This window comes from Aestuariibaculum sp. M13, from assembly GCF_024723255.1.
Taxonomy (GTDB): Bacteria; Bacteroidota; Bacteroidia; order Flavobacteriales; family Flavobacteriaceae; genus Aestuariibaculum; species Aestuariibaculum lutulentum.
This window is the reverse complement of the sequence record NZ_JANIAC010000002.1, coordinates 22475-38281: the sequence shown is the minus strand read 5'-3', so window position 1 is coordinate 38281 and position 15807 is coordinate 22475. Positions and strand designations below refer to the sequence as shown.

Here is a 15807-nt window from a genome sequence, read left to right as displayed (position 1 = left end):
GTTATAAAATTACAATATATTTACATTCAACTTATTGATTTTCAATAATTTACATAAATAATATTTATTAGATTCGTTTGATTTTATTTCGAATCAAACGCTATCAAATCGTATGAAAATCAGAGACTTAAAAACCGGAAAACATGAAAAAAATTCTAAAATCTTGTTTCAAAAACGTCAGTTTTCTGCTGATTTTGATGTTTTGGGGTTTGTGTTTTACTCAAAATGCAAATTCAAAATCTGTTGTAGTGATAGATCCCGGTCATGGGGGTTTGGATGCTGGGGCTGTTGGTTTTGGCATTCAGGAAAAAAACATCACTCTGGCCATAGCTCAGGAGATGTTACGATTAAACCAAATCCTGTTTGAAAATCAGTTGGAAATATATCTCACCAGATACGCCGATACACTGGTATCCTTAACCGATCGAAATCGGCTTGCCAAGACATTGCATGCCGATGCTTTTGTATCGATTCATTGCAATGCTTCGAAGCATTTTGCGCGGGGTATTGAAGTTTTTGTTCCGAAAGGGATTGGAATTTACAGTTACAATTCTCTTGCTTTGGCAAACTGTATGTTGAAAAATTATCATCACAAACTGGGGTTTGAGTCCCGAGGCATTAAAACGGCCAATTTTGCAGTACTCAGAACCTCCATCCCCCACTATCCTGCTGTTCTGATTGAAATGGGGTTTATCTCGCAGAGTGATGAAGCTGGCTATTTTTCTAATCCCAAACACATTACAGCTATGGCTCTGGCTTTACTTGAAGGGCTGTATCATCAACTAAATTCAAAACTATGAAAACGATTTACACCGAACTGTTTGCTTGTCTAAAGGCGATTATTATCGCATTTTACAAAATCCTTCAAGACTGGATTAAAAAAGGCTAATACGCTTATTTACGCTTATCCCTGGTTGAAGTTTCAAAAGCGATCAGGTTGAACAGCTCCCGCATTCGGGAACGCACCCGATTGCCATAACGCTCCTCAAGTTCCTGGGCATTGAGGTTGGTGGTGATATGGGTTTTGATTTTGTGGTTTAAAAACAGCTCATAGCGCGATAAGATAATCTCTCCCATCACATTGCAGTCCTTGCCGTAATGTCTGCCCATGGGTTCAATACCCAGATCATCAAAACACAGGTAGTGTGTATCCCCGTAATCCTCAATGGTTTTATAACCCAGATGGTTAAAACCAAAAACCACATTACGTGATGGAATGATCTTGTAAGGCTTCTGATGAGGCACGATGGTTCGAAGGAGTTTCATCAGGGTTGTTTTCCCAGACCCGACAGGCCCGCTGAGTAACAGACCTTTGCCCGTATCAATATCCAGACGTTTGCAGTTGGCCTCATCCCGGATGAAATAATTGCAAAGCTTAAACAAAATATCCCGGTCTTCTTCGTAAAGCTTGAACATGGTACCAAACTGTTCCTGGCCCTTGTGAAGAAGGTATTTCAAAATGCTGTCAAAATCGTAGGTGACTTTGCTGCCTTGCAATTCCCCTATCACAAACTTCTGATCCCCATCGATGATGATATGTGGCTGAATTTGTTTCATAACGGCTCATCATATTTTTTGTTGGTTTTTGTCTTTAAGTTGTCTTCATATGAGACACTGCCGTTATGTTTGTTTTTTTCTGAAAAATTTTCAAAATTTAAATTTTCCTGTTTGTTATTGTTTTTTTTGTTTATTCCCGTTTGTATATGTTTTATTTTACGTACCACTTCTTGTCCACTTCTTGTCCCACTTTTGGTACCGATGCAGTACAGTTCTTGTTCACTTCTTGTCCCAAAATGGAACATCATAATTTGACTCCCCTTAAATTTATTTTTAGACGGATTGTAACTGAAATAATTCCAATGCGAAAGTTGCTTTATAGATCTATGGTATGTGGATTTCGAACCTATTTTAGCCAAGGACATAACCTCTTGTCTGTTGATAAAAAATTCATTTGGAAAATGATAGGTATTCCAAAGTTGAAATAATGCAATATACAGACTAATATGGGTAGGGTTCAACCTGCTATCTTTTGAAAATAAGAGAAAGACGGCATTCATATGTTTAATATAATTCATCCCTTTCATAATCCCTTAGTTTTAATTTTGTTGTGAATCTTACTATTCTCAATCACCTTGATGATGTCCTGGTAGTCATAATACAATACGCCCCCGACTTTGGAATACGGTAGTGTTCCATTGATTCGTAAATTCTGAAGAGTACCATGTGAAATCCCCAGGAGTTCTCTCACCTCTGGTGACTTTAACCATTTTCTGGTGCGATTTTCTGTTTCCTTGCTTAGAAGTGCTTTTAGATCTTCAAGTAATTCAATTTTAAATTCATAAAGATCATCTGTGGTAATAATTGTTGCTGCCATAAGATTAGATTTTTAAAAACAAAGCCGCCCGAGAAATCCCTTAAATAACCTTTGGGCGACTTTGCATTGATTTGACTTTCTACTGGCAAAGCTGAATCCTTTTGATGTATTTCTTACGTAAGTCGTACGGAGTTACGTCAAACTTTAACATTTTGAAATTTGGTGCGATTTAGTGCTTTTTATAGTCCATTTTGATATAATTCACCCTTCAAAACAATCTAAATTTTATGAAAATCATGTTTTTTTTTGGCATACGTAACCTGCACGTAACTCCGAATACAATTCTTACAAAATTTTAATGTTTTTAAAAGGCATCATCTTGATCCATTTTATGATTAAAACGTTCTATGAGTTCCTCTAAAAACCGAGCTCTGGTGCCCTTTCTGGCCTTGATCTCTGAATAGGTTTTATAGATGTTTCCTAATTGAACACCGAAGAGCTGTTCAAACAAATGTGCCATGGTTTTGATATCATCTTTTCCATGATTAATCACCTGTGTTTCATGAATGGCATAAAGAAGTTCGATAAGGGCTATTTTAGAAGCCGTCCATTCCATAGGTTTGGTCATTTTTTGATTCGGATTATGACTTCTACTCTGTTGTTTAATCTGCTTTATAAGGTTTCGGATATAGATAGTATAATGGTTCATGCCCTTGATTCTTGCCCAAAGCATATCATGTGAAGTAAAAAATTTGGGATCCAAATAGGATGATTCTGGAAGGGCATATAGTGGAAACACCTGATGAGATCTTGTGAAATACTGCTTATCCAGATAACAGAGATCCTGTTCCATATAATGAACAAAGTCTGAATGGCGATTAAAAAACTTATTAATTCGTCCCATTTTCTTGTCTAGAAACGCCAATTTGTGACGCGATCCTAACTTAGGCATATGAAGTTGACAGGAACGCACTTCAATAAAATACACCAGTAAGCTCAGTGGTTCGACCTTGACCCTTTTGAAAAAATTAATCTCATCTTCTATGGTTTTAAACCCATTCTTGTCAACGATAGTTTTCAGGTGGTATAGGGCATTATTACATAAAAGAATACCTTCATTGGTATTTTTGAGACTTATTGGGGTTTCTATATTTAATTCTGAAAGTTTTGTAGTAAACTCTCCCACGACATGATCATAAGTTCCATCCATTCAGACAAGTGTTTAATATACCTTGAGAGAATAGGTATTAAGATGACAATTTACATATGTGTTATATTTATTTAGTACCTCCCATCATTTCCATCAGTTCCAATGAAAAATTATCCTTCGCTTGCATATAGGCTACTTTCTCGATAACCTCGGCGCCCAGCTTTTTCTTTTCAAATGCTGCCGTGAGTCCAAAATCAACACTGGATTTTTCTAATGCTCCTGCCCGCTTTATGGTTTGAAACAAGAGCTGTCTGTATACCTGATAGGATTGCAGATACTCATAGTCCATACCTATAAAAGCCGGTACATAGGTGCTCCCTGAATTACTGTAACAAAACATCACACCTACTGGTATTGATTTTTTCTCATTAGTATACTCTGCTTTTAAATGCAATATGATAAACTCCCAGTGAGGATGTAATGACATCTCATTAAGTAATTCCTTGGGGTAATCAAACATATTAAGCCCCAAATTATTGGCACTCACCTGTTGAAAAAGTTGATAAAACACCTCGCTTTCCTGATTTGAAATCTGCAACTTAACCTCCACTTCAAAACAGGCTTCGAAGGGTTGTATATCTTTTCTAAAGTGACGGCGTGATTTTGCGGTTAGTTTCTCGACATAAGACTGCGTATCTTCCCATTTGAGTTTGGAAATTTGAGCGGATTCCGGCATGGTCACTTTAAAATACCCATGGTTATGAAAAAACTCATTGAGCACTTCGTCCTTTTTAAAATCCCGAAACACTATCATAGAGGGATTTAAGCTCTTATCCAATGTATCCACCTGATTAAGCATCAGCTGCATCGCTTTAAGCCACATCGGATGCGATTGATCGATATAGAGATGATCGCCTTCTGTAAATAAGGATCCCATACTAAGCACATAAGAACACATATAGTTTGGATCTTCTTTTCGCTTGTCTTCAATAGCTCTGGATACCGACTCTGGTGCCAGCATATCTTCCTTCCAAAGCGCATAGGTAAAGTAAGTCGCCAGTACAGGTTTATTCATCTGATCACTGATTATCAAATAATAAAACTGCCAATTATGTGTTTCTGAGGCTTTATTGGTAAATGTCCTTTCTAAAAATCGAAGGCCGTGATAATCAAATACTCCTCTGGAACCAAACAAGCTATCCCAGGTTGCGGCATCAATCTTTGAAATACTATGTTCTAACTGAACACTAAGCCCCTGAACATCATTTGATTTTGATGATTCTGATACTTTGTTTTTTAAATTGAAGGCAGCAAACACCTTATCCTTTGTGGTATGGGTGGCTTCCAATGCTTTTGGATAATGGTAGACCATCGCTTCGGTGAGTGCTTTGATTTCCTCTGTTCTGTTATGTCTGGAAATGGTAATTCTTACGCCGGTATTCTTTACGGGTACTGCTGGAAAAAGTCCCAAATTGACAAAAAAGCCTTCTTTAAGTAAGCGGTTTACAAAATTGTAACCGGTAATGGGCATCCCAGTTCCAATATAAAACACCGGAGACTCATTTTCTTCTACAAGGGGTAAATCGGTTGTTTTAAGTAATGTATTGAAATAATTAACACGATTTCTTAACTCCTTTTGAAACATATAAATCTCATCCGATAAATGTATATCAGCCGATGCAATGGCAGCAGCTACTGAGGCTGGTTCTAACTGTGCTGAAAACGTGAGCGGTCCTCCAAAGGTTTTAATTTTACTATGGAGCTTCTTATTTGAACAGGTCATCACCGCTCCACTGGCGCCAAAGGTTTTACTTAGTGTTCCAAAAACCAGTACATGCTCAGGAAGTTCTCCAAGTTCTTGCATCACATAGCCTGTACCATGTTTACCTGCCCAACTCATACCATGAACATCATCAAAATACAAATGCAGCTGTGGATATTTGTTGGAGAGTTCCATTAGTGCTTTAACAGGAGCAGCATCACCATACATGGAATACAATCCGTCTGCCATATACCATATCTTTTTATGTTTTGATGACAAGGTCTTTATTTTATCTTCTAACATATTTAGATTATTATGCCGGATCATTTCAATAGGGACACTTCGGGTTTTTAATGGTTTTGCTGCATTCTGAACACTCCAATGCACCTGATGATCTAATACAATGGCATCCTGATCAGAAACTACACTAGGAATCACTCCTATATGTCCCAGGGTACTGTTTTTAGTAATAATCACAGGGTTTCCATACATCTGGGTTATCTTCTCCTCCAGAGTTTGATATAATGGATGTGATACATAGGTTTTAGATAGTGGAAATTGGGTGCCATACCTTAGTATGGCATCTACAGCGGCCTGTTTGAGGCGCTCATCCTGTTCCAGACCTAGATAGCCTGTGGTTCCAAAATGGAATAAAGATTTACCATCAATGCCAATGGTTCTCCCTGATAAGGTTTCTCCATCGGCGTATAAATGAAGTACACCTTGTCTGGTGGCGTCTGTGAATACTTCATCAACAATATCCAAAAAGTTGTTAGGTTTAATTTTAGCCATATGCGTCTAAATTTTATGGGGTTAGGGTTAGAATAATTGGTTAGACAACCAATTAAAATCATTTGAAACTAATCAAAATGAGCCAACAAAACACCAGAAAACCCTTTCAAACTAAAAAATAATCCGTTTCAGACAACAAATAATCCGTTTCAGGCAACTTTTTAGCAAAAACCCACCTAAACTACTGATAATTAAACCACAAAATATTGTAACTTGAAAACCCCTAACTCAAAAAAGTACCAGTCCCATGAAAATTGAAAACGATTATGCATCCCTGTGGATAGAAAATAATCTTCTCTTTTTTATATACAAGGAGCACGTAGATATTGATTTAAAAGCAGCTATTAAAATTGTTGAAGATCGATTAAAAATCCAAAATGGCGTAAGTTATCCCATCCTTTGCGACATTAGAGGCATACGAAATATAAATATAGAAGCAAGAGATTATCTGGCCTCGGAAGGCTCTTTGTATAGCACAGCAGTTGCATTAATATCAAACACTCCTTTATCTGATATCTTATCAGAAATGTATGTTGCTAATAGTTCCCCGAAAGTCCCCACAAAAGTATTTACCAATTATGATGAAGGACTGCAATATCTAAAAACATTAAATATAAAATAAACCCTGACATTATGAACTCCAAATCAAACTTAAAATTGAATCTTATTAAAAAATTTCTTTTTGAGCTTTCAAAAGGTAATTTCTCCTATCGGCTTCCCAGAAGTAATGATAAAGATGAATATGAAGCTCTTATTGCCTTATTAAATTTAACTGCTGAAGAAATACAACAATCTTTCATGCATCAATGTTTTATTTCAATGCATACTGAATACTCATCATTAATTCAAGCGGTATTTTTTTTAGACCCCAATGGAGTTATTATGGAAAGTAATCCAAATGCATCAAAAATTTTAAAATTTAAAGAGGAAGAATTAATTAATAAATCATTTGAAAACCTACTAGATGATGAATCAAAACCTATCTGGAAGAAAACATTTAAAGCTTCACTTGAAAAATCAAATTATGAAAACCAAGTTCAACTGACCTACCAAACCAAAACAGCTCTATTACTTCCTGTTTATTGTAAAGTATTCAAACTTTTAAATGTAAATAATACGGAGAATTATCTTTTAGTAACATTCATGGATGTCGCCAGTAATCGTCAATTTTTCACCGAAAAACTCAAACGTAAAATCGATAAACAACTAAAAAGAATAAACAGAAATACAGAACTAAAAAAAAATTCACCCTTAATCAATATAGAAGATCGTATTAAAATCAGAAATATTGGTGAACAAATTGCAAATAACCCAGAAAAGGCATTGGGCTCTCTAAAATCTCTGGCCATTCAACACCACACAAATGATTTCAAAATAAAACAAGGGTTTAGAGATCTTTACGGTATGACTGTTACTCAATATCATATGTCTGAGAAACTTAGAAAAGCTCATATATTAATAAAATCTACATCTTTACCAATTAAAGAAATTATGAATTTAACAGGTTTTGTAAGTTCAGCACATTTTTCTAGGGCATTTAAAAAACAATATAATTATACACCTAGTAACTTACGAAAGTTAAATAATAATAAAAAGGTAGATTAAGGAAAAGTGAAAATCATTTATTAAAATATAAATTTCGATTTCTTTCCTTTGACAAATTTAAATCTCCGGACTTAGCGAATCTTTTTAAAATAGTTGAAACATTCTTAGACTCTAACTTTATTTGATAATTTTCTTCTAGTTTTTGTAATACCTCATTTGTTTTCCTAGGAGACTTAAAAAATCCTTCATGAATTAACTTTTCAATTCTCTTTGTCAATCGACTTTTCTCTTTTCTTTTCGGGGTTAGTTCATACCTGGGTCTAATTACCAGATCTATGTCCAATAATTCCTTAGGATGAATATTTAAAGCTAAGGATACCCATATAAAATTAGACAAGTAGGTATCAGAACCATTTTCAATTTTAGAAATTGTATTATACGTAAGGCCTGTCATTTCTACAACATCTTCAATTTCCAAATCCTCCCTAATTCTTTGTTCTGCAATCTTACTCCCTAGTATTTTAAGAAGTTCTAAATTATCCAATTTTGCCATATATCAAATTGACAAATACATTAGACGACAAAAAATAGATTATAATGAAATTTTGTCGTTTAATAAATGTTTTATATATTTGTTTAATAACATATATTTGCGATACTTTAAAATATTAAAGCATTCGCTTTGAATCTCTGATAGGAAACTGGTACTTTTTTGCAACGAGATGATAAGTAGAAATGCTCACGTACCCGGGCGTGGGCTGTTATAACTTATCGTTGCGTGGTATACCAGTACCTCTATCAGATAAGTTGAGCTCACGCCCTTTTTAATTAAGTCGTAGTCTTCTTTTCATAGCTATATTCTTTGATAATTGTAATTGTAAAGCAATACACTTAAAGAAAGATATGAAACATCATATTTGTTTTAAAATACAATATATGGAAATGCAACTAAGTTATATGTTGCTATTATCCGTATTCGATATTCTCTTTAAGAAAAAACCTAAAAACCCCATTTGAATACCAATATTCTATTAGTATGAGATTTACGATTTTTTGATTTCGGATTTATGCTCTTCATTTTATCTCATACTCTTCGATTCTCCCTTTAATTGTTTCCGACAATATTACCAACAAGACAAAGAAAATAATTGTTTTTGATATTCTATTAACCAAATTAATTTTTGAAACTAAATTAATTCTGGTTAAAAATTAATGATTTTAATAACCTAAAATTAAACTAATTGCCTATGAGATAAACCTTTTGAGTTAGTTACAGCATATCTGAGCAGTTGTAAATCCTACTTGATTTAATAGTTAGCACAAAAAGGTGTTCTGCTCGGGTATTCTTTAAAATGAATAAATCTTTCAAATAGAATGCCTATGAAATAATACTTCTGAAACAGCCCAAATTCAAAAATTGGGTCAATTACTGCATGACGGTAAAACGAGAAACCTCCCGAAAAACTTTGAGCGGTCTACAGGAGGCTTATTAATCAAACAACTTAATTGTTCAATTCAAATTCAAAATTATGAAAAATTTACCATTAGGTATAAGGAATCGGTGCATATTCTTTACCTACTTAACACTTTGTATACCTTTATATACAATACTCTTGTCAGTTGCGCCTCAAATTCAAAACATTACAATTAACGGTAGAATAACAGATACCACAAGAATGCCTCTTGCAGGAGTACACGTAATATCTAATAATACAAAAAAAGGTGTTGTTACAGATTTTGATGGCGCTTTTGAAATTGAAGTTAATCCAAATGATAGCTTATTAATTACTGCAATTGGTTATAAGTCACAAACTATGGCAATAAATGGTAGTAAAGAAATACAAATTAAACTTCAAGAACATATTACCGAACTTGATGCTGTAAAAATTGTAAGTACAGGATATCAAAGTACTCCTAAAGAGCGAACCACTGGCTCTATTGACCATATTAATAAAGAACTCATTAATCGTTCAATTTCTACAAATATTACTGATAGGTTAAGGGGAATGACAAGCGGAATGTTATTTAATGATAACACAGCTAATAATCAAGTTAATACTTCCGGATTTTCTTCTAACAATAGTGGTATAAGCATAAGAGGGCAAAGCACTATAAATGCAAATGCCAACCCACTAATTGTAATCGACAATTTTCCCTTTGAAGGAGATTTAAGAAATATAAATCCAAATGATATAGAATCTATTACAGTTTTAAAAGACGCTGCCGCTGCCTCGATTTGGGGAGCTCGTTCTGGAAATGGAGTTATTGTTATTACTACCAAAAAGGGGCAATACAATCAAAAAATGAAAATAGAATTTAATAGCTCTATTACAATTATTGACAAACCCGACTTAAATTATGATACTAATAATTTGAAATCTTCTGATTATATCTCAGTTGAATCTTATTTATTTGATCAGGGATACTTTGATAGCGACCTAAATAATACGTTTTCTTATCCAGCTGTTTCCCCTGTAGTTGAAATTTTGAATGCTAAAAGAAATGGGATGTTGTCTGAACAAGAAGCAAATAATCAATTAATGCTACTTGAAAACAAGGATGTGCGCGATGATATTTCTAAATATGTATATCAAAGAGCAATTAACCAGCAATATAATGTCGGGCTTCGTGGCGGAACACAGGATATGACTTATCAGTTATCATTTGGCTTGGATAAAAATCGTGATAATTTAATAAACAATGGCTTTGAACGTATTACGTTAAATAGTCAGAACACCTATAAGCCTACCAAAAATCTGGAACTGACAGCGGCAGTAAATTACAGTAACAATAAACAAAATCTATCTAATGAATTCGAATACGAAAATGGTGTAAATTACTCTTTAGTGAATTACAAGTATAATACTACCTCAATAATTCCATATCTCTCACTAACAGATTCAGAAGGAGTTCCATTACCAATTAATTACAAATACCGGCCATCGTTTATAGACCAAACTAGGGCTCAAAATTTTCTGGATTGGAATTATTACCCCCTTAAAGAAATTGAAAATTCAAATAAATCAAATACTATAAACAGTTATTTATTAAGGGTATCTTCAAAATATAAGTTCCTTCCAAGTTTAAGCGGAGAGATAATTTACCAGATTGAGAAACAACATATCGAAAACCAAGAAATTTACAATCAAAACACCTTTTATACACGAGATTTAATTAATAGATTTTCTCAATACGACTCTAACACTAATGAGTTGAGTTATATTATTCCTCTTGGCGATATACACAGAGTAAGTAACTACAATTGGCAAACCAATAATTTAAGAGCCCAGATAAATTACAATCAAAGTTTCAAAAGACATCTAATTACTGGACTAGTAGGAGCCGAAATTAGAGAACGAAAAACAACAAGTCAAGTTTGGGGCACTTACGGTTATGATCCTGATTATGGAACAGGTACACTTACTTTTAATTATAATGACTTCTACCCTACCAATCCATCCGGTAGTGCCAGAATCCAGCAATTGGCCTCAGGAAACAAAAATAGCGCCTTATACAGATATATATCATATTATATAAATGGTGCGTACTCTTATGATAATAAATATACTCTTAATCTAAGTGCCCGTAAAGACGGATCAAATATTTTTGGAGTAAAATCTAATGACAGAGTAACACCGTTATGGTCTGTAGGTGGAGCGTGGACTTTAAGTAAAGAGTCTTTCTATAACATAACCTGGCTTCCTTTGTTAAAGCTTCGAGCTACTTACGGATATAATGGTAATGTTTATAATGGTTCTGCATATTTAACGGGTAGCTACACTTCATTTTTTTATACCAACCTAAATACAATTAATATTAATAATGCCCCAAATCCCGAACTAAGATGGGAGCGTATAAAAAATATAAACATTGGGTTAGATTTTGGATTGAAAGAAAACCGTTTAAGCGGGACCTTAGAGTACTATCAAAAATCAGGACTGGATTTAGTAGTAAATACCCCTTTAGCTCCACAAACAGGATTCCAGAGGTATAATGGCAATACGGCAAGTACAAGAACTAATGGTATAGATTTAAGTTTGAATAGTATTAATATAAAGGGTGATTTTTCTTGGAATACAACATTCTTGATGAGTGTTATGAACGATAAACTTACTGAATATTTAGTTCCTCAAACTTCAAATAGTATTCAAAATTACACAACTGGTATTGTTGGTAATCCGTTACATAGTATTTTTAGTTATCAATGGGCTGGTTTAGATCCTAATACAGGTGATCCTCAGGGGTATTTAAATGATGAAATTAGCAAAGATTATAGTGGGATTATCGATAATTTTGAACCAAAAAACTTAGTTTTTAATGGTTCCGCCATACCTACTACTTATGGATCACTAAGAAATGATTTCTATTATAAAGGTTTTCATCTCTCTTTAAATTTCCTTTACAAACTCGGTTACTATTTTAGAAGAGGTTCTATAAATCCCAATTATGCAGAAATTCTACGCGGTACACCAAATATAGATTTTGCAAAAAGATGGCAGAATTCGGGAGATGAAATTTCGACCTATGTTCCTTCTATTGTATATCCTACCAATTCAGATCGAGCTACCTTTTATAAATATTCCGAGGTATTAGTTGAAAAAGGTGATCATATTAGATTACAAGACATTAGACTTGGTTATGATTTTACAAGTATTTTTAAGAATGGGGCTTTTAGTACACTACAAGCATTCGTTTACGCCAAGAATTTAGGTATTGTCTGGCGTAAAAACAAACATGGTATTGACCCTGATTATTATAGTGAGACAGGTCATACACTCCCTTCTCCACTATCCGTTTCAATTGGAATAACAGCAAATTTTTAATTATGAAAACAAATATATCAATATACTTAAAGGCTCTTTTACTCATTTTTCTATTATCATCTATTGCTTGTCAAAAGCAAGATGACTGGCTAAACGTTAAAAGACTTTCGCTTGATGTGACTCCGGTTACATTAGAAGATTTTCAAGCATTATTAGACAATGGATTTAAACTAAATATGAAATTCCCAGCGGCAGGTTTATTAGGTACAGATAACATTGTTTTATCAGAAGCTAATTTCCTTAGTGTTTCTGAAACAGAACAAAACCTATTTACTTTTGCCAAAGATGTATGGAATAATGGGGAATCACGTGATTGGAATGATGCCTATGCCATAATGGAATATGCAAATATTGTTCTAGATGGATTAAAAGAGTTAGAAAACAATACCGATGATGCACAACTAAACAATATTAAAGGGCAAGCATTGTTCTTTAGATCATTTTCTCTGTTTTCCCTCAGTCAATTATTTTGCAAATCATATGATTCATCAACCGCCGAAACAGACTTAGGTTTACCTGTTCGATTAACTTCAGATGTAAATCAGCTTTATTCTAGAAGTTCTCTATCTAAAACCTATCAACAAATGTTACAAGATGCAAAAGAAGCTTCAGTATTACTTGCAGAGGAACAAATAACGAATTTTAGACCAAACCAAGCAGCTGCATTAGGATTATTGGCTAAAATATACTTAGTTATGGGAAAGTATGAAGAAGCTGGAATGCATGCAGAAAATGCACTTCTAATAAATGGTGACTTGATGAATTTTAATGATACAGCATTTGTGGATTCTACATCAACGTATCCTTTCCCTAGTTTCGGTATTGATAACCCTGAAATCTTATTCAATGCTTCAAACAACAATTACCCTTCTTTGGGTGCCGGTTTATATAAAAAACAGTTTATAGATTCAGATTTATATACATCATACGACGAAAAAGATTTACGTAAAAAATACCTCTACCGGATAGTTAATGGCAACATTATCTTCAATGGCAGCTATTCTGGGGGTATTCAGATATTTTGTGGTATAGGAACTAATGAATTATTACTAATTAAAGCTGAATGTAATGTAAGACAAGGAAATAATGAGGGGGCATTGGCCAGCTTAAATTATTTACTTAAAAACAGGTATGAAACTGATTCCTTTAGCAATTATAGTTTATCTGAAGCCGACTCAATTTTAAAATTAATTATAACTGAAAGAAGGAAGGAATTACCACTCACAGGAAATGTAAGATGGGAAGATTTAAAAAGATTCCAAGTCGACCCTGATTTTCAGACAACTGTAACACATACAATAGGTGGTATAGATTACACTTTGCTACCGAGTGACCCTAAATATGTGCTTCCAATACCTAATAATGAAATTGAGTTAAGCAACATCGAACAAAATATTCGATAATAAAAAATATTCAGGATGAAAACAAATATAAAAATCAAGCACGTAGTATTGTTAACCGCCACTACAGGTTTAATGATCCTAGCTATCTTGATAGGTAACAGTAACTGTTATAGAAATACAGCATTAACAGATGATACTAAAGAAAAAGAAGTTCGTTTTCTTACTATAAAGGTCGATTACAAAGAGGCTCAGCCTGAAGACACATTGTCTTTATATCTACTGAACCCTATTTATCCATATCCACATATTAACGACAAAGGACATAGGGTTATTACTGCAAATGAAAAACAAGGGTATTTTACATTTAACATACCTGCTGAAGGAGATTTTGGTTATTTTACTATAATGAAACCACGAACTTTTACAGATAAAGGGCAAGGTAAACCTATTATGCCTATTATTAATAATCAATTTTGGGAACGTGGCGATAGTATTCTAATAAATATCTCACATAGAGAAACAGCTGGAGGTATTCATTCTACTTGTGAGTTTTACGGAAATGGCTCGGAAAAATACAAAATTAGAGATAGTGTATTAAAAATAAAGGGGGAAGGCAAAGTATTTCCGTTATATGAATTTGATGAAAATTTTGATTTTATAGCAAATGTATTGATTAAGAAAAAACGTCTGGCCTATTTGGAAAATGAAAAACATTCTATTTCAGAGTTAGCTTATGAATCATTAAAAGCGGATGTTTTATACAGTTATAGTAGTGGGTTTAGAGGGTTACAAAAGTATTTTAATGATAGTATTAAATCTTCTTTCAATGATGTTAAAGAAGATTTTGTTCGAAAATATGAAAAATTCTCCAATGAATCTAAGAGAGTTAAAGGCGAAGATATCAACCCTGAAGTACTTTCCAATAACCCTACATATTTACGTTATCTTAGAGATAAGTATATTGCAGATGCTGAGATTATTAATGGTAGTTATGATCAGTATTGGGTTTACAACCGAATTAAATCAACTACTACTGGACTTGCCAGGGAAAGAGAAGTTGTTTTATTATTTCTACAAACGCAAAGAACTAATAAAATTGATGAAATAATTACAGATACGAAAAGCTATTTCCAAGACCCTTACTGTATCAACTTTTTGAAAAACGTAAAAAATAAGGGGATTGGCACTAAAGTCTCGGACGCGACATTCTATGATGAAAGTGGCAAACCTATAAATATTACTGATTATGAAGGGAAAGTAGTTCTATTAGATTTTTGGTTCAATGGTTGTGGAGGCTGTATGAGTGTTTATAGGGAAATTACATCTAAGTTGCCTAATTTTTTTGAGGATGATTCTGATTTTGTAATACTTTCTATTAATAGTGATAAGTCGAAGCAACGTTGGTTAGATGGCATAAAATTAGGTATATATACCGATTCAAATGCAAAGAATGTCTATACCAATGGTATGGGGTTCAAACATCCGTTTATAATTGAAAATCAAATTCCTTTCTGCCCTTGGATGATTCTGATTGACCAGGAAGGTATTATCCGTTCTGTTGATGGCAAGGAGTTATTTGAATTGGAAACATTATTAGAAATTATAGAAAAAACTTTAAATGAGTAAAAAACTAGGAATGGTGATGTTAATATCACCATTCCTAGTTATATTAACTTTAGAGGTTAGTATTTCCCAAAACCACAATTCCATTTTGTTCATTATCTACATCCGTCTTCAGTACAGTTGTTCCTAACGATGTAGGAGAAGAAAACTCACATGCATCACTCCCTCCAGGACAGGTACCTGATGGCGATCCAATTTCTAGAATGACGTAATCACTACCACTTTCATAATCAACACTATAATAGTAGGTTTGAATTTCCTCTTTCACAGAATCTTTATCTTTAATGTTGCTAAAAGCAAACGCTCCAATTGTGCCGGCAACAATAACCAAAGTTGCTACAGCAAATTTAAACTTATTCATAATATTAAATTTTAAATTAATTGACCTACTCTATTTTACAGGTTTTCGGTCTTACCCTGCAATCGCGCAATTGATTTTTTATGTTTAAATCATA

The 15807-nt window shown here is 33.8% G+C and carries 13 protein-coding genes; 6 read left to right on the top strand and 7 right to left on the bottom strand.

All coding sequences use genetic code 11. The features are described 5' to 3' along the window. Window positions 1-143 precede the first annotated feature (143 nt). Window positions 144-800, top strand: coding sequence for an N-acetylmuramoyl-L-alanine amidase (locus NO995_RS07325; protein ID WP_258226929.1), 657 nt, complete (start codon window positions 144-146; stop codon window positions 798-800). Between the two features lie 94 nt (window positions 801-894). Here NO995_RS07325 and NO995_RS07320 read toward each other — a convergent pair whose 3' ends face one another. From NO995_RS07320 to NO995_RS07300, 5 genes are all read right to left on the bottom strand, one after another. Then, complete coding sequence (locus tag NO995_RS07320; protein WP_258226928.1) at window positions 895-1557, bottom strand: ATPase; 663 nt, start codon at window positions 1555-1557, stop codon at window positions 895-897. Beyond that, window positions 1554-2084, bottom strand: a complete 531-nt coding sequence (locus tag NO995_RS07315; protein ID WP_258226927.1) for a hypothetical protein — start codon at window positions 2082-2084, stop codon at window positions 1554-1556. Before NO995_RS07315 ends, NO995_RS07320 begins: the two co-directional genes overlap by 4 nt. Continuing rightward, window positions 2081-2374 carry a helix-turn-helix domain-containing protein gene (locus tag NO995_RS07310; protein ID WP_258226926.1) on the bottom strand — a complete coding sequence of 98 codons (294 nt, stop codon included), beginning with the start codon at window positions 2372-2374 and terminating at the stop codon, window positions 2081-2083. Before NO995_RS07310 ends, NO995_RS07315 begins: the two co-directional genes overlap by 4 nt. Before the next feature lie 304 nt (window positions 2375-2678). Beyond that, the gene (locus tag NO995_RS07305; protein ID WP_258226925.1) at window positions 2679-3524 is read right to left on the bottom strand and encodes an RteC domain-containing protein; all 846 of its coding nucleotides are present in this window, start codon (window positions 3522-3524) and stop codon (window positions 2679-2681) included. Window positions 3525-3591: 67 nt separating this feature from the next. Then, on the bottom strand, window positions 3592-6018 hold the full coding sequence (locus NO995_RS07300) for an aminotransferase class I/II-fold pyridoxal phosphate-dependent enzyme (protein ID WP_258226924.1): 2427 nt from the start codon (window positions 6016-6018) through the stop codon (window positions 3592-3594). A 247-nt stretch (window positions 6019-6265) separates the two neighbouring features. On the opposite strand from NO995_RS07300, the gene NO995_RS07295 reads away from it, so the two are divergent. Continuing rightward, window positions 6266-6640 carry a hypothetical protein gene (locus NO995_RS07295; RefSeq protein ID WP_258226923.1) on the top strand — a complete coding sequence of 125 codons (375 nt, stop codon included), beginning with the start codon at window positions 6266-6268 and terminating at the stop codon, window positions 6638-6640. Window positions 6641-6651: 11 nt separating this feature from the next. After that, window positions 6652-7623 carry a helix-turn-helix domain-containing protein gene (locus NO995_RS07290; protein ID WP_258226922.1) on the top strand — a complete coding sequence of 324 codons (972 nt, stop codon included), beginning with the start codon at window positions 6652-6654 and terminating at the stop codon, window positions 7621-7623. A gap of 13 nt (window positions 7624-7636) precedes the next feature. On the opposite strand, the gene NO995_RS07285 is transcribed toward NO995_RS07290, so the two are convergent. Continuing rightward, window positions 7637-8116: a helix-turn-helix domain-containing protein gene (locus NO995_RS07285; RefSeq protein WP_258226921.1), complete on the bottom strand. Its 480-nt coding sequence runs from the start codon at window positions 8114-8116 to the stop codon at window positions 7637-7639. 976 nt (window positions 8117-9092) lie between these two features. On the opposite strand from NO995_RS07285, the gene NO995_RS07280 reads away from it, so the two are divergent. From NO995_RS07280 to NO995_RS07270, 3 genes are read left to right on the top strand one after another with little or no spacing between them, the layout of a single operon-like run. After that, on the top strand, window positions 9093-12386 hold the full coding sequence (locus tag NO995_RS07280; RefSeq protein WP_258226920.1) for a SusC/RagA family TonB-linked outer membrane protein: 3294 nt from the start codon (window positions 9093-9095) through the stop codon (window positions 12384-12386). A gap of 2 nt (window positions 12387-12388) precedes the next feature. Next, on the top strand, window positions 12389-13789 hold the full coding sequence (locus tag NO995_RS07275; protein WP_258226919.1) for a RagB/SusD family nutrient uptake outer membrane protein: 1401 nt from the start codon (window positions 12389-12391) through the stop codon (window positions 13787-13789). 15 nt (window positions 13790-13804) lie between these two features. Then, entirely contained in the window at window positions 13805-15355 is a 1551-nt protein-coding gene (locus tag NO995_RS07270; protein WP_258226918.1) for a redoxin domain-containing protein, read from the top strand. A 49-nt stretch (window positions 15356-15404) separates the two neighbouring features. Here NO995_RS07270 and NO995_RS07265 read toward each other — a convergent pair whose 3' ends face one another. Continuing rightward, the gene (locus tag NO995_RS07265; RefSeq protein ID WP_258226917.1) at window positions 15405-15713 is read right to left on the bottom strand and encodes a hypothetical protein; all 309 of its coding nucleotides are present in this window, start codon (window positions 15711-15713) and stop codon (window positions 15405-15407) included. Window positions 15714-15807 lie beyond the last annotated feature (94 nt).

Bases quoted from the DNA above. Each gene is read 5' to 3' on its own strand.
- NO995_RS07325 (WP_258226929.1), top strand. From the start codon at position 144: ATGAAAAAAATTCTAAAATCTTGTTTCAAAAACGTCAGTTTTCTGCTG.
- NO995_RS07320 (WP_258226928.1), bottom strand. From the start codon at position 1,557: ATGAAACAAATTCAGCCACATATCATCATCGATGGGGATCAGAAGTTT.
- NO995_RS07315 (WP_258226927.1), bottom strand. From the start codon at position 2,084: ATGAAAGGGATGAATTATATTAAACATATGAATGCCGTCTTTCTCTTA.
- NO995_RS07310 (WP_258226926.1), bottom strand. From the start codon at position 2,374: ATGGCAGCAACAATTATTACCACAGATGATCTTTATGAATTTAAAATT.
- NO995_RS07305 (WP_258226925.1), bottom strand. From the start codon at position 3,524: ATGGATGGAACTTATGATCATGTCGTGGGAGAGTTTACTACAAAACTT.
- NO995_RS07300 (WP_258226924.1), bottom strand. From the start codon at position 6,018: ATGGCTAAAATTAAACCTAACAACTTTTTGGATATTGTTGATGAAGTA.
- NO995_RS07295 (WP_258226923.1), top strand. From the start codon at position 6,266: ATGAAAATTGAAAACGATTATGCATCCCTGTGGATAGAAAATAATCTT.
- NO995_RS07290 (WP_258226922.1), top strand. From the start codon at position 6,652: ATGAACTCCAAATCAAACTTAAAATTGAATCTTATTAAAAAATTTCTT.
- NO995_RS07285 (WP_258226921.1), bottom strand. From the start codon at position 8,116: ATGGCAAAATTGGATAATTTAGAACTTCTTAAAATACTAGGGAGTAAG.
- NO995_RS07280 (WP_258226920.1), top strand. From the start codon at position 9,093: ATGAAAAATTTACCATTAGGTATAAGGAATCGGTGCATATTCTTTACC.
- NO995_RS07275 (WP_258226919.1), top strand. From the start codon at position 12,389: ATGAAAACAAATATATCAATATACTTAAAGGCTCTTTTACTCATTTTT.
- NO995_RS07270 (WP_258226918.1), top strand. From the start codon at position 13,805: ATGAAAACAAATATAAAAATCAAGCACGTAGTATTGTTAACCGCCACT.
- NO995_RS07265 (WP_258226917.1), bottom strand. From the start codon at position 15,713: ATGAATAAGTTTAAATTTGCTGTAGCAACTTTGGTTATTGTTGCCGGC.